Below are 14,395 nucleotides of genomic sequence, written 5' to 3' on the forward strand. Positions count from 1 at the left end.
TCGCCTCCTTACCAGATTCCCTTCGCATCCGCTGGCAAGCTTCTTACCTGTTTCAGATAGTTCGTCATATTGACATCCTCTTGAACGTGATAAGTAAACCCGCCATACGCGGCAACGTCGTTCGCCAGTGTCCGAAACAGTTCGCAAGCGACAAATATAGCGTTCCACATGTGTTCGTAGCTGCCGTCGGAATAGGTTGCTTTATACTGGTTCCAATGCGATTCCGGGAGATATCGCTTGAAGTACTTCCCCATCTTTCCCGTCGAAATCCGGAAGTCATGCTTCGTCCCGATCCACCACGATACCATCTCATCGAGCGCAGCCCTCACGGGCTGTTCGAACATTTGCTTGGCATACGGCAGCTCGTCGCGCCATATGCCTTTGGCGACATTTTGCAGACACCACCAAAATTCGTTGCAGCAGCTCATGAAATGCGCTTCTGTCGGCTCTTTAACCCAGTAGTCCTTATCCGCGGGAGCAGGAATGAGCGGCAGACAGTTGTCCTTATCCAGCAGCGGTCGCGTAAGCTTGTCGCTCACATACCCCACGAGCATCGATTCCTTCGTTTCGATATGAAGATCGATACGAATACCGTCCGTAAACAGCATCAGATAAGCATATGACCGGTCGAAATCGCGATCGATGCCGATGAGCCGATCGTTCTTATCGGGCTCTTGGATTATCAGCAAATCTCCAAACACGCTCACCCATCCCTCATCTTGAATGAATGAGGCCGTTTCCGTCACGACATAAACAACATCGTAATCCTGGAACAGATCCCTAGGCGCGTTGGAATTGGTTCTTGAACCGTTCATGTAGACCGCCCGAATCCGGTCATCCCTACGGGCCGCATTCAGGATCAAATCGAGCATTTCTTGTTCGTTTCTCATTGGCATTCCTCACCCTCGGATAAAGTAACGACGGACTGCGTCTATAGAAGTTACAGCGAATTCATGAGACAATACCACAACCATAAGAAGAGAAAAGGTATGCAGCAGGCTAAGAATATGGATAGGACAATAACCTTATTTCGGAGTTGTTTTCTCATGTTTATCCTCCAGGCTGTTCAATAATCGCTTCCTATAGTAGACGAATCATCGACAGCCTTAGCTGCTACCCTCTCTACCTGTTCATAGACGTTCTAAGGAAATTCGGATTATAGGTCCAAATAAATTCAAGCCAAGGCGGCGCTATATCGGCAAAATGTCCCCAACTGCCGGGTACCGGCGCGGGGTCGTTGCTTTTAACCTCTGAAAAGTAGGCAAGCAGAAAGCCTTCTTGGATCAGACCGTTCATTATTCTGCTCAGCGTCTGCCTATACTCTCTCGGCGCTTGTATTTCATCGGATTGCGACCGGTCATAGACCCACTCTTGGTCGGGATATGATGTTGTCGCTTCGTCTACGTAAGGCTGCTTTAACGTATATCCCTCCCCGTTCCAATCCGCGTGAGTCAATCCGGAGAAGAACGGATTGGCGCACATTAGATGATACAGCCCGCCTTCCTTCATAATGCGGGACACTTCATGAAACACCACCCGCGAATCGGGTACGAAGGTAAGGGAATACGGGTGCCACACGATATCGAATGAATCGTCCCCGAAACATGATAGATCGCGCATATCCCCTTGAACGATTCGAATTGCCGTTCCATAATGGTCGGCTGCAGCCTGATCACGTTCTAATTGGGATGGAGAAATATCATAGACCGTGACAATAGCCCCCAGCAGAGCAAACGCAGCCGACTGCTGTCCGCCGCCGCTGGCCAAGCATAGAACATGTTGGCCCGTTAAGTCGGACGTTATGCCGAACCGGTCCAAATTCAAATAAGCCCGTGCCGTTTCCTTATCCAGATCAAGCTTGGGACGTGTGAATAAGGCATTCGCTTGTGCTAACGCTTCCCAACGAGCGTGATTATACCGATAGACTTCATCCTTCATGCGTGTCGCCTCCAGACGATTATTTTAATCAATATAACACGAACTGATTTTGCTTCTATATAAGTTGAGCCAAACGCAGCATGCGCACAGGCAGAAGTTCTTAAGAAGTTGTTGCCGGATTTCCTTGCATGCTATTTTTTTATCGTGCGATCGATGCAGACGCATGGATGCTGATGTTGTAAAATATGCAGCATGACATCATCATTTGGCCCCTATTAGCCGAGTTGTTGTACTTTGTACAGCAATCTGGTTATGAAATCATGGATTAGCCGCTATGCAGGGGATATTTATGCAGAATGTGCAACAATATCGGTATCATCAAGGTTTTTGCCTGTTCAGTCCTGCTCTGCTCGCTCCGACTTCTATATAAGTTGGATGAAAGTTTCGCATGGCCGAACAGCAAACTTGCATGTGATGGTCAGCAGCGACCCGCATTGGTGAACGTATCGATTGTTACGGACCATGAGTCCGCTATTTCGCCTTGTCGCCCCTTTTTGTTGCACTTGCGGACCCTCAGTCCTTTATTGGCTGCGAAACGGCCCCTATCCCCCGCATGTGCGAAGAATAGCGGACTCAGGGTCCGCAACACCTAATAAAAGTCGGGTTTCACGCAAAATAGAGGACTGTATGTCCGCAAGGGATCGTGCCGCACAAGACACAGTCGAAGTTCTTTCCTTCACTTCTATTGCAGTAACAATATAGGAACGCAGAACGCCCACGTTGGCTGCTTTTTACAATGCCAACCGTTTCGAACAAAAATTGACGAATAAAACATTCATGTACTAATATATAGAGCATCCTATATCCTCCCCTAAGGGAGCACACAAAATAGAGAGGCCACGTGATTGTCTATGAATCATGAATATACAGGATCTTCCCCTGATAGAAAGCGCCTTAGCGCTGATTGCGAGAATTGCTTCGGCCTATGCTGTGTCGCGCTGCCCTTTGCGGCTTCTTCTGATTTTGCCACCGACAAAGCTGCCGGGCAGGCCTGCCCCAGCCTGCAAACGGACTTCCGCTGCGGCGTTCACACCAGCCTCAGGCAGCAGGGCTTCCGGGGCTGTACGGTGTATGACTGCTTCGGCGCGGGTCAGCAGCTTTCCCAGGTCACATACGGCGGACGCGACTGGCGGCAAGCCCCAGACACCGCCAAACAAATGTTTGAAGTGTTCCCGGTCATGCAGCAGCTCCATGAGCTCCTCTGGTATTTGACCGAAGCGCTGACGCTGCAGCCGGCTCGTCCGATCCACGATGACCTCCGGATCGCACTCAACGAGACGGAACGCCTCACCGACCTTAGTCCCGATGCGCTCATGGAGCTGAACGTCGCGGCACACCGGTCAGAGGTGAACGCGCTTCTCCTCCGGACCAGCGAGCTCGTTCGGACCGAAGCGCGCAGGCAGCAGAAGGGGCCTTCCGGACGCCAGAAATCCTATGGGCGCGGAGCCGACCTCATCGGGGCCAAGCTCAGAGGAGCCGATCTTCGGTGCGCCAACTTGAGAGGGGCATACCTGATCGCCGCTGACCTCAGAGGCGCAGACATGAGAGCGGCTGATCTCATTGGCGCCGATTTCCGCGATGCCGACATCAGGGGCGCAGACCTCACCGGCTCGATCTTTCTCACCCAAGCCCAGCTTAACGCTGCGAAGGGCGACGCCGGAACCAAGTTTCCATCGTCGCTTACGCGCCCAACGCACTGGTCCGCCAGCGGAGCATGAGCGATACATGCGCCAATGATTGGCACCGCCTTCAAGGGTGTCTACTTGCGGTGCACGTATGCCCTTGAACCTGTGGCGACAGCAGCCTGCCGATATTACGCAGGCTGCTTATCTTCCGAACGCCGGCTGAAGTCTCGTCAAACAGATGAAATTACTCCATCGCTTGAAAAGTTACTTCCCCCAATGGAAGGCCCATAAACGCGCAATATTGCCGAGCTCTCTCCAGAATGTCCGCTTTCCGGTCCTCCTGCGGGGTAAATAGCATAATGTCGATATCGATCCCTTTCTTCTTCAAGGTTCGCTTCCATTTGCCCGCTACTTGGCCATCGATGACGACCGTCGGCATGAATACCCCGTTATTCCCCGGGACGATTGCCTGTGAATATTCCGTCCGCAGCACCGCGCTTCTGTCCTTATAGCCGAGCAGATGCTCATCGAATCCCGGAAGCAAATAGACGGCCGATGCAGCATCGGCAAACTCTGTGCGAACATGATTGGCTTCCCAGTATATCTGATTATCCACGGTTTCCGATACCAGCTTGGATTGTACAGCTTCAATCCCCTGCCTCGCATCCGTTAGGGTAAGACCAGCCCACCAGGCAAAATCATGTACGGTTGCAGGGCCGTGACTCGTAAAATATCTCTCCGCTAGTGCAGCCAACGCTTCATCCCTGGATAGCTTCCGGCTTGGAGGAACCCACTCATCCAGCAATACGAAGGTCTGCTGCTTGCCTTCCCTCGGCCCCTGACAGATATGTCCGGTCTGAGCGAGATACCAGAGAATGTGATAGCCCCGCTGATTCTTCGTGCTAATCCCTTCACCCTCCAGCAATTCCATGAGAAGGGGACGGGATAGCTGCTTGTCCCCCTGCAGGGCATCATGGATTATTTGGCCAGCTTGTTCCATAATCGCCTGATTGAGCTCCAATTGCTCCTGCCTCCGCTTATCCTGCGCGAGAATACGCGAAGCCGAGAGCTCCAGCATCCATCTCACAACCTCCGGCGGCACCATATGAATCGTACCGCGCATCGGCCAAGTCTGCACGATTTTGCGGTCCGCAATGGCTTGCTCGACATCCGCGATCGTTGATGACTGCAGCCGCAGGCCGACAGCCCAGAGAGCTTGATGATAATCCTGTGCCTGCATGGCGCCCAGCTGCTTTACGACTTGTTCAGAGCTTTCAAGCCTCCCGCCATTGATGCGCAGATTGAATAAGCGCCGATATGGAATACTTTGTACCTCCATGGACTTCCTCCCAACGATGGTAATCATGTAACGATTTAACTTCGCCAAATATGCCTTAATCCCCTTTTATTTGGAGGACCTTCCATACATGATATCAAATCCATAGAAAAACAACGAATGGACGGATATTACGATGCTGTATCCATGGACACCCAAACAAAATCCAATTACAATCCTCCTGAATGACGATATTTACCATTTGAAGGGAGTGATCTGCATCTTTCCTCAGGCCGCGGTATCGCGGGTAAATCCATACTTTCTGTCAGTTAACACGGTGAACATGCCAAAGTCCCGACATCCTATGGAAGGTGGTTTTGTATGATTCGAACCATGTGGAAAAGGCTGGTAAGTGTTAGTGTCGCGTTGAGCGTAATGCTGATGACGGTGGTTTCGCTGCCTCTTACGGCCAATGCGGCATCGGATGTCACTGTAAACTGGAACGACATGAAACAAGAGATTGATGGGTTTGGGGTATCGCAAGCAGCCTGGTCAGATGCGATTTATGATTTATCGGAGCCTGTACGAAGCCAAGTCATGGACCTGCTGTTCACGCAAGAAACAGGCATTGGAGCATCTATTCTTAGAGGCGAGATTTTCCCGGATTTTAATCCAGCGCCCGGGACGTACGATTTTAATGCCAGACCTGACCAGGTGTGGGTCATGCAGCAAGCCAAAGCCAGAGGCGTTGACAAGATTATCGCGACCAGCTGGAGCCCCCCGGCCTGGATGAAAACGAACAGCTCCACAACCAATGGCGGATTCCTCAAGTCCGAAAATTACGGTGATTTTGCAAACCTCATGTCTACGTTTATTAAGGAATACGATCTGTAGTTCGGAATCGACCTTTACGCGGTTTCCTTAACGAACGAACCCAACTCCATGACCTTCCTCCCCTGGAATTCCAGCGAATGGAATTCGACGAACATCCAAGTATTTCTGAGAGACTATTTGAAGCAGGCCATGATTGACCAAGGCGTACAAGATACGAAAGTCATAGCCGGCGAGTCATCGTGGTGGTCGGAGGATCTGGTGAAGGATGCGCTCAATGACCCGGCTTCGGCAGAACGGATCGATATCGTTGCCGGTCATAACTATCCCGTTCCGGTCGTGAATGCCGAGCTGCCGACTGCTCCATTCGCCACGGCGGCCTCCAAAGGAAAAAAAGTATGGATGACCGAAGTATCGAAGGTGGATTCCTACGATCCGGGAATGACATCCGGGCTGAAATTCGCCAGACAAATTCATGATTTCATGACGAAGGCCAACGTCAATGCCTGGCTGTACTGGACGGGAGCGATTCCAGGCAGTAACGATGAAGGATTGATCAACGTATACAAAGACACGAATACCTTTCAATTGACGAAGAGATATTACGCATTCGGCAGCTTCAGCAAGTTTATTAAACCTGGCTATGTCCGAATAGGCGCTGCCGACAATCCTCAATCAGGTGTATATACTTCGGCGTATAAAGACCCGACTACAGGGAAATTCACGATTGTTGCAGTCAATGACAGCGATACTACGGCAGAAGTTAATTTCCTGCCAAGCGGATTTACAGCCGGGAAACTAACTCCCTACATTACCAACAGCGACCTGAATATGGCGTTAGGACCGAATATCCCGCTCACCGGCGGCAAGTTCAAGACGGTTATTGCGCCTAAGAGCGTTGTGACCTTTATCGGGGAGAATGGTTCTGCGGCCGACCCTGTCGGGCAAACGTTAACAGACGATCTGAACAATTGGTCCAAAACAAGCTCGCATACGGACAACCTGGCTTTCGATTCATCCAACAGCTTCTTATACTTCAATAACGACAGCTCGCGGGTCAAACGGACAACCGGAACAACAGGAAGCTTTGTTTATAACCTCCAGAATATGACCAACTTTACGGCGACCTTATATCATGCCAGTGTTTGGGATGGTGTCGCGTTCTACACGTCTCCTGACAATGTGAACTGGACGCAGGTCATCCATGTCAGTACACCGGGTGTCTATACCTTAGGCCAATGGTACAGGAAAACATATATGCCTCTAAGCGCATTGCCCGCCGGTACACAATACCTGAAGGTAGAGCTGTCCGGATCGGATTCATGGGAGAAGCAGGTTTCCAAAATGGTCATAAACTACGCGCCATAAATTCAATTCGTACGAGAGAGACGGGATCCGCTCAAAGAGCCGGACCTAAACCATAGCAATTACCTATAGGAGCAATCACGGCTGTGGTGCGCGCTTCTAAGCCAAATAGGCTGCCGATTCGATCGGCAGCCTGTTGCTCTCGTATTCCTTCTAACTAATTCCCTCTACTTTGCGCTCGTTGTTGTAGTTGTCGTCGCCGAGGTTGAGGATGACGATGACGATGAAGCCTCTTTCGGCTTATTCTTTTCTTTGGCCTGCTCTTGATCCATGACTTGCTGACCTCGGGTCTGCAGCAGCGCAAGCGCCTCATCAAGCGACTTCTTATCATCGAATGCGCTCTTAAGCTCTTCCTGGGCAATACTCATAAACTGCATGAAGAAGTCTTGCGGCAGCTTCTCGTAATCTTTATAGAGGGAGGATTCCGCCGGTTTTAGACTGTAGAAAGCTTGCATATTGTGATTTTCATCGTCTTTAATATAATTCGTTCGGACCGGAAAACCGCCATTTTGAACTTTCGAAACGACTCTCGCATATTCCTCGCTTGTCACATAGCTGATAAAATCTTTGGCCGCTTCGGCATTGACCGATTTTGCGTTAATGGCAAATATTTGGTTGAACGACATATTCGGGCTCGTATCCGGAATTTCCGGATTGACAGGAACGGTGACGATATCCCAGTTCTGGATGGCCTTGTCCTTCACTCTCGTCTGCGCTTCCTTTAATTGATCCATAAAATAGGCGCTTTCGAGCTTCATTGCTACTTTCCCGGATATGAAAGGATCGCGCAAGAGATAATCCTCATAAGATTGATTCGAGCCGCTCATGCCATTCGGATCCTCGGTGTGAAGAGCTCCGGATTTCAATCCCTTCATGGCATTCTGAAAAACATTTTTCCATGCGGACGTATTTATCGTGACCTGCTTGCTCGATGCGTTAACCATGCTCAGGTTCTGAGAAGCACCGATCATGGTACCCAATTGAAAAAGCTCGCCATTATAGCCAAGGCTGAGCCCATAGACCCGATTATCCTTTCCCCCGTCAGTCGGGAACCGCTGCGCCAATTCAAACAGCTTGTCCCAGCTCATCCGATCCTCTGGAAGAGGTATGCTATATTTATCAAACAAATCTTTATTATAGAAAATGGCCTGACTGTAGAAGCTTGACGGAAGACCGTATATTTTCCCTCCGCCAATCTCCTTCATATAGTCGAGGAGGCCGGGAATTAGCGTTTCCTTGTTATAGTCTTTATTTTCCGTTAACAGATCCAGTTCAAGCAGCTTGCCGTCCTCCGCATATTTGGTCAATTGCTCCGTTGAAAGCATGAGCACATCCGGCTGCTGCTCCTCAATGAATTTATCGAATTCGGCCTTCCAGTCTTTCTGCGGATCATAAGCACCCGTTTGCTGCTGACTGACGACTGTAATATCCACTTCGGGATGGAGCGCGGAATAGACCATGCCCAGCTGGCTATAAAATGACCTTTCATCGTAATACATCACCTTTAGCGGCAATGTTGTCTCTTCGTTCTGTGAACCGCCGCCTGAGAAACTGCAGCCCGACAATACAACCGACAGTGTCAACGCACCCATCATTGCCATGCGTTTGAAGCTAAAGCCTTTCAAACCACCCACTCCATTTCCAATTCTAAGTAATATTTTCCAATTCTATTATTCTAGCACATCAATCCTACTAAACCCAAATTTTAGATATTTTTTAAGATAATTTCTCATCGTGTCGGGGCTGCCGAATCATTAGCTATCCACAGCAAAAAACCGACTGCAGCAGCAATCGGTTTCCGATCCATCTATGAAGACACTTTGCGCTTGAACGTCCGAACCATCAGAAATAAGAAATACGGAGCCCCGATCAAGGTGATCAGCATGCCTGAAGGAATTTCAATCGGCGCGAGCACCGTGCGTCCGATAGCATCCGTCAGCACCAGCAGCAAAGCCCCGAACAGGCTCGACAGAATGATGGACTGTCTTGTATTATGTCCGATCAGGATGCGCACCGCATGGGGCACGATTAAGCCGAGAAACCCGACCGTTCCGACCACGGACACGGCTCCGGCGGCAAGCAGGACGCCGACAATCATGGAGGCTAATCTTGTGTTTCGTACCGCCAACCCCATCCCTGTTGAACTCTCATCCCCGAATGCCAGTAAATCGAAGCGGCGGCCAAGGTACCATGCGATCGGGAGCAGCACAAGAAGAAATAAGGAAATGAGCTTGAATTGTTCCCATGTCCGCCCATACGTAGAACCAGTCAGCCATATATAACCCGAACTGCCCCACAATGAGCCTCTGACGATCAGAGCCTGAATACCCGCCGAACCGAAAGCAGATACCGCGATCCCCAATAAAATCAACACGGAAGGATTCAGTTTCTTGTGCCAAGCAAATAGAAAGACGCACGCGGCAGCAGCCGCTCCCCCGATCATTGCCGCGATCGGCATAACGCTGACGGGTACCTGGGGCCACGCAATCAAGATGAGCATAGCACCAAAGCCCGCTCCAGAGGTGACTCCGATTATCGATGCATCGGCAAGCGGATTCCGCACCGCAGCTTGAATCAATACCCCGCTCACCGCTAGTGCGATACCGGCCCCTGCAGCAACGAACGTCCGTGGCAAACGTAAGTTTAACAGCACGGAATAGGACGATCCGCCGTCTGACCCGAACAGACTGGCAAGCAGATGTTTCAGCGGAATGGCGGTTCCTCCCATTGTCATGCTGATCAGTATGAGAGAGACAACCAGAATGAACGAGAATATCGTTAGTCGAACGAAGTTTATTTTAGAAGGTCGGCCGCCTACATTCATCGACATCTGTAGACCGGAACCGGATATTCCCTTCATCTTCCGCAGGACGAGCCAGACAAGCCAGGGTGCGCCAATGATAGCCATGACGGCGCCGATCGGCATTTCCCCCACGCTGCTCCTGACAACTCTGGATAATACATCCGCCGTCGTAAGGAGTACCGCGCCCCACAACGCGGCACCTGGAATTAACCACCTATGCTTACGTAATCCGACCAGCCGAATCAGATGCGGTGCAACCAATCCGACAAAGCCGATCGGCCCGACAACGCTCACCACAACAGCTGCTACGAGCACAGCCAGCGCAAGCCCTATAAACCGGGTCACGTCGACCTTCTGGCCTAGCGAACGGGCCGTTGCTTCATCCAAATCGAGAACATCGAACGACCTTCCAAGGAGAATTGCAAGCAACACAATGCCGGCTACCCACGGCAGCGCGTAGTTTACGCCGCTCCAATCGACCTGCACCAGGCTGCCGGCGCCCCATAAGAACAAATTTTGCGTTTCTGTCGCCTTGAAGATGTGAATCGCTCGCGTGAATGATTCAATGACCAGCGATACTATGATCCCTGCAAGAGCCAGACGAATGGGACTTGCCGCTCGTCCGCCGCCCAGAATATAGGCAATCATGGCAGCCAACGCCCCGCCTAGAGCCGCGAATACAAGCGGCGAAGCCGAGAGAACCGACGGGAAGAATGCCGTGCCGAGCACAACCATGAAGTACGCACCCGAGTTAATGCCGAGCGTATCCGTAGATGCAAGCGGATTTTTCGTTATCGTCTGCAGCAGCGCTCCCGCGACGGCCAAGCCTGCACCGGCCAACAAGCCAAGCACGGTTCTTGGCATTCGCATATCCCAGACAATGTTGTGTCCGGGTAAGTCTTGTCTGTGCAGCAGCGCATCCATGACCGTCTGCAGCGATATCTTCGCCTCTCCGAAGCACAGACTAAGAAAGAACAGAACAATAAGGGCGGCAATGCCGCCCCCGTATACCCCAATAATTCTCCATAATGCATGCGCAGGTGTCTTCATCATTCTGTCAGGGCGGCTACAACACGTTCAACAATCGTTTTGGAGGATAGCGGCCCGCCGAACGTCCACGTACTGCCGTCAATCGGATAGGTACGCTTTTCCTTCACGAAGTTCAGCCCGTTCCATACCTTGTTATCTTTAACCGGCTCGCCAAACACATTATCGTTAGCTTGAACAATATAGATAAAGCTGGAGTCCGTTACTGCAGGCAATGCTTCAATTGTCGAATTCGTAAACCCGTACTTCTCGAATTTATCCGATTTCCAATCATTCTTTAGCCCGATCCGAGCTAATGTTTGAGATACGGTCGACGTATCGGTGAACATGCGCAGTGTGACCGCGTTCTGATACGTGAACGCTTGTGTAGCGACATAATTCAGATCCGCCTTGCCTGCAGCGGCAAGCTTCGTCTTGGCCTCCTCATAATATTGATCCAAGTCCTTCCAGACTTTCTCAGCTTCAGCCGTCTTGCCCATAGCGAGTGCGATGGAGTTGAAGATCTCTTCCATTCCGGTATAGGCGTCGCCTTCATTCGGATAAGGATTGAATTCAATCGTCGGAGCAATAGCTTTCAGTTGGTCATAAATGGCGGCGTTATTGTCAGTATTGGAAATAATGAGGTCTGGCTTCAACGCGGCAATCGTTTCCAGATTGGGCTCCCAACGCAGCCCGACATCCTGAACATCGGCGTCTAAAGCCGCTTCCTGCGTAACCCATTTGGCATATTCAGCATTATCCGCATTACCTACGGGCTGAACGCCAAGCGCAATGACGCTTTCCGTAAACAGCCATTCAAGCACGACAACCCGCTCGGCCGGCTTATCCAGCACGGTCTCGCCTTTGTTATGCTTGATCGTGATGGGCTGCTCCGCGGGCTTCTCTCCCGAAGCCGTATTCGTGCCCGCAGAGTCACCATTCTTCGGGGCATTCGCATTCCCGTTATTAGCAGACCCGCAGCCTGATATAATGACCATTATCAGTGCTAAGATACCGATGAATAAGGATCTTTTCATTTCTCTGGTTCCCCTCGTTATTAAAAATATTTGCTGCAGTCATAGATTTATACCACTACTTTGACTTTCTCCAGACTGCCGTCCATCGAAGGATCGGCTTCCGGTCGTAAACCATGTTCCAGTTCCCCTGATTGTTCAGCCAAACCATAGGGGAGACACAGAGGCGCACCATGCCTAGGATCCGGGATTACATCCGCATCGATATTAAATACATCGCGGAGCATCTGACTGGTTACGACTTCTTCCGGTTTCCCTTCATAAAGGACAACCCCGCTCTTAAGAGCGATGAGATGGTGAGCAAATCGAGCCGCATGATTCAAATCGTGCAGAACCATAACTATCGTTCGCTTCTGCTCTTGATTAAGTTTCTCAAGCAGCGTCATGACTTCCATCTGATGCGCCATATCAAGGAAGGTCGTCGGCTCGTCAAGCAGCAGCAAGTCCGTCCCTTGGGCGACGGCCATCGCAATCCAGGCGCGCTGACGCTGTCCGCCGGACAGCTCGTCGATGGAACGGTCGCCGAATCCCGACATGCCGGTTGCGAGAAGCGCCCAATCTACCATCTGATTGTCTTCAAGCGATAGATTGCCAAACCCCTTCTGATGAGGAAATCGACCATATGAGACCAGCTCGCGGACGGTCAGCCCCTCGGGCGACGTCGGATTCTGCGGAAGTATCGCCAGCTGCTTGGCAACCTCTTTGGTCGGCTGACGATGAATCAGCTTCCCGTCCAAATAGACGCCGCCTTGTACCGGACTAAGAATACGGGCCATCGATTTCAGAATGGTAGACTTTCCGGATCCATTAGCGCCCACAAGCGCTGTAATTTGTCCGTCCGGAATATGCAGATTCAACCCCTGTACAATTTGCCGGCTGCCATATGATAGAGATAGTTGATTTGTAGTTAGTCGCGAAATAATCCCTCACCTATCTTTCATTGATTATCATTCTCATTGTTACTCAAGGAGAATGATAATCGTTATCGATACATCTGTCAAGATATAAGTAACTATTATTTCCATCACATACAGGTTTAACGGATCGAAGAGCCTGGATGGTATCAAACCTTATTGTTTGCCGGGAATCCACCGGTATCCATCAACAAGGAATAGGCTGCCGCCGGCAGCCTGTCCCTTGTCAATCTCTTCATGCATCACGGTTCGTTCCCGCTCATTTTTCTTGCTTCATTTTCTATCGGCCGCTGCAGCAGTCTGCATCTCGCTCATAAGCTGCTTCATATCCGTCAGTACCCGTGCGGATTTCCGGTAGGCATGATCGGCTAAGCTCCCGATCTGAGCGGCACTCTTGCGGTTGCTCCCGGCCGCGTGAAACAGCTGCTCGAAGGCGCCTGAGGCGGCATTCACCGACATCTCGCTCGCGATCGCATCGCTTTGGCCTTCCTCGACAAGCTCAACCGTATGCTGCACCGCTTCCGATATGGATCGGATGAGGCTGTTGATCTCACCCGCAGCCTGCTTCGTCTGCGCCGACAGTTTCCTTATTTCATCGGCTACCACGGCGAACCCCCTGCCATGCTCCCCCGCACGCGCAGCTTCGATCGCGGCGTTAAAAGCGAGCAAGCTGCTCTGCTCCGCTAGCTCATGAATCAGCTTCGATATGCGGTCGATGGAATCCGCCCGCTGCTGAAGCTCCCCGATCTGCCGCACCTGATGCGTCGTCTTGTCCGACAGGCGAAGAAACACGGATTTGGCGCTGTCCAGCTCCTGTTTCCCTTTGAGCGTCAGATCGACCATCGTTTCGGACATCCGCTCGCCAAGCTTGGCTGCTTCATGCACTTCGTTCACGGACTTATCGATGTCCCGCATCATTTCATCCGCGCCGGTTACCGTACGCATTTGAGATTGCAGACTTTCCTGCTGCATCATCCGCGAAAGCTTGAGCAGATCGGCCACCGTCAGTATACCCGCTGTACGTCCATCCTGCGTGAGGATAACGCAATCATACAGCGTCTTCTCTTCCCGTCCCAGAGCGCGCTCAATGAGTTCCGTCTCCATGATGGACTGCTCTGCCACAAGCGGCTCGCTGTCCATCAGCTTTACAATGGAACGGTCGTAATAAAGCTCCTGGCCATAGCGATGCGTCTGAAGCCGTGACAACCGGGACTTCATGACCAGACCGATAGGCCTCTCATCCTCCGCGCAAACAACGACGCATTCACAATCGGTCATCGAATTGAATGTATGAATAACTCCCCTGCATGTTGAAGAAGGATGAACCGTGTACGCCGGTCTCATAAAATCGTGCAAAGATGCCTGTTTTCTCCTCTGAACACCTTCCGTATGAACAACCTGTTCGAGATCGCTGATGAAGACAGCCGACATCGTCATGGCATGCTCCCCCTTCATGATTCTGACTCTATGGCTCCACTATAGGACTTTAGCATTAACGGAAAAATATCCCTATGTAAATGGAGTGTGAAAATCGGTCATGATTCATGGATAGTCACGGTTGTAACGTAAAAAATCCGTTCCGG

Annotated in this window: 11 protein-coding genes; 3 read left to right on the plus strand and 8 right to left on the minus strand. The window is 51.1% G+C overall.

Annotation, left to right across the window (positions count from 1 at the left end; all coding sequences use genetic code 11):
* Positions 1-8: 8 nt before the first annotated feature.
* Positions 9-890 carry an aminoglycoside 6-adenylyltransferase gene (locus L1F29_RS24120; RefSeq protein ID WP_258384587.1) on the minus strand — a complete coding sequence of 294 codons (882 nt, stop codon included), beginning with the start codon at positions 888-890 and terminating at the stop codon, positions 9-11.
* Positions 891-1,122: 232 nt separating this feature from the next.
* Positions 1,123-1,938: a class I SAM-dependent methyltransferase gene (locus tag L1F29_RS24125; protein ID WP_258384588.1), complete on the minus strand. Its 816-nt coding sequence runs from the start codon at positions 1,936-1,938 to the stop codon at positions 1,123-1,125.
* Positions 1,939-2,789: 851 nt separating this feature from the next.
* Between L1F29_RS24125 and L1F29_RS24130 the strand changes: the two genes are divergently transcribed.
* Positions 2,790-3,656 (plus strand): pentapeptide repeat-containing protein, encoded by an 867-nt coding sequence (locus tag L1F29_RS24130; RefSeq protein ID WP_258389790.1) that lies wholly within the window; start codon positions 2,790-2,792, stop codon positions 3,654-3,656.
* 151 nt (positions 3,657-3,807) lie between these two features.
* Here L1F29_RS24130 and L1F29_RS24135 read toward each other — a convergent pair whose 3' ends face one another.
* Positions 3,808-4,902, minus strand: a complete 1,095-nt coding sequence (locus L1F29_RS24135) for a winged helix DNA-binding domain-containing protein (RefSeq protein ID WP_258384589.1) — start codon at positions 4,900-4,902, stop codon at positions 3,808-3,810.
* A gap of 318 nt (positions 4,903-5,220) precedes the next feature.
* Here L1F29_RS24135 and L1F29_RS24140 point away from each other — a divergent pair, with 318 nt between their 5' ends.
* Both L1F29_RS24140 and L1F29_RS24145 read left to right on the plus strand, forming a co-directional pair.
* The gene (locus tag L1F29_RS24140) at positions 5,221-5,733 is read left to right on the plus strand and encodes a glycoside hydrolase (RefSeq protein WP_258384590.1); all 513 of its coding nucleotides are present in this window, start codon (positions 5,221-5,223) and stop codon (positions 5,731-5,733) included.
* A 48-nt stretch (positions 5,734-5,781) separates the two neighbouring features.
* On the plus strand, positions 5,782-7,038 hold the full coding sequence (locus tag L1F29_RS24145) for a glycoside hydrolase (RefSeq protein ID WP_258384591.1): 1,257 nt from the start codon (positions 5,782-5,784) through the stop codon (positions 7,036-7,038).
* A 164-nt stretch (positions 7,039-7,202) separates the two neighbouring features.
* On the opposite strand, the gene L1F29_RS24150 is transcribed toward L1F29_RS24145, so the two are convergent.
* From L1F29_RS24150 to L1F29_RS24170, 5 genes are all read right to left on the minus strand, one after another.
* Positions 7,203-8,660, minus strand: a complete 1,458-nt coding sequence (locus L1F29_RS24150; RefSeq protein ID WP_258384592.1) for an ABC transporter substrate-binding protein — start codon at positions 8,658-8,660, stop codon at positions 7,203-7,205.
* A gap of 182 nt (positions 8,661-8,842) precedes the next feature.
* Positions 8,843-10,891, minus strand: a complete 2,049-nt coding sequence (locus L1F29_RS24155) for an iron ABC transporter permease (protein WP_258384593.1) — start codon at positions 10,889-10,891, stop codon at positions 8,843-8,845.
* Positions 10,888-11,901, minus strand: a complete 1,014-nt coding sequence (locus L1F29_RS24160; protein WP_258384594.1) for an ABC transporter substrate-binding protein — start codon at positions 11,899-11,901, stop codon at positions 10,888-10,890. Before L1F29_RS24160 ends, L1F29_RS24155 begins: the two co-directional genes overlap by 4 nt.
* A 47-nt stretch (positions 11,902-11,948) precedes the next feature.
* Positions 11,949-12,818 (minus strand): ABC transporter ATP-binding protein, encoded by an 870-nt coding sequence (locus L1F29_RS24165; RefSeq protein WP_258389791.1) that lies wholly within the window; start codon positions 12,816-12,818, stop codon positions 11,949-11,951.
* 267 nt (positions 12,819-13,085) lie between these two features.
* Positions 13,086-14,249 carry a methyl-accepting chemotaxis protein gene (locus L1F29_RS24170; protein WP_258384595.1) on the minus strand — a complete coding sequence of 388 codons (1,164 nt, stop codon included), beginning with the start codon at positions 14,247-14,249 and terminating at the stop codon, positions 13,086-13,088.
* Between the last annotated feature and the right edge of the window lie 146 nt (positions 14,250-14,395).

Origin of the sequence: Paenibacillus spongiae (assembly GCF_024734895.1) — a bacterium.
GTDB classification, from domain to species: Bacteria; Bacillota; Bacilli; order Paenibacillales; family Paenibacillaceae; genus Paenibacillus_Z; species Paenibacillus_Z spongiae.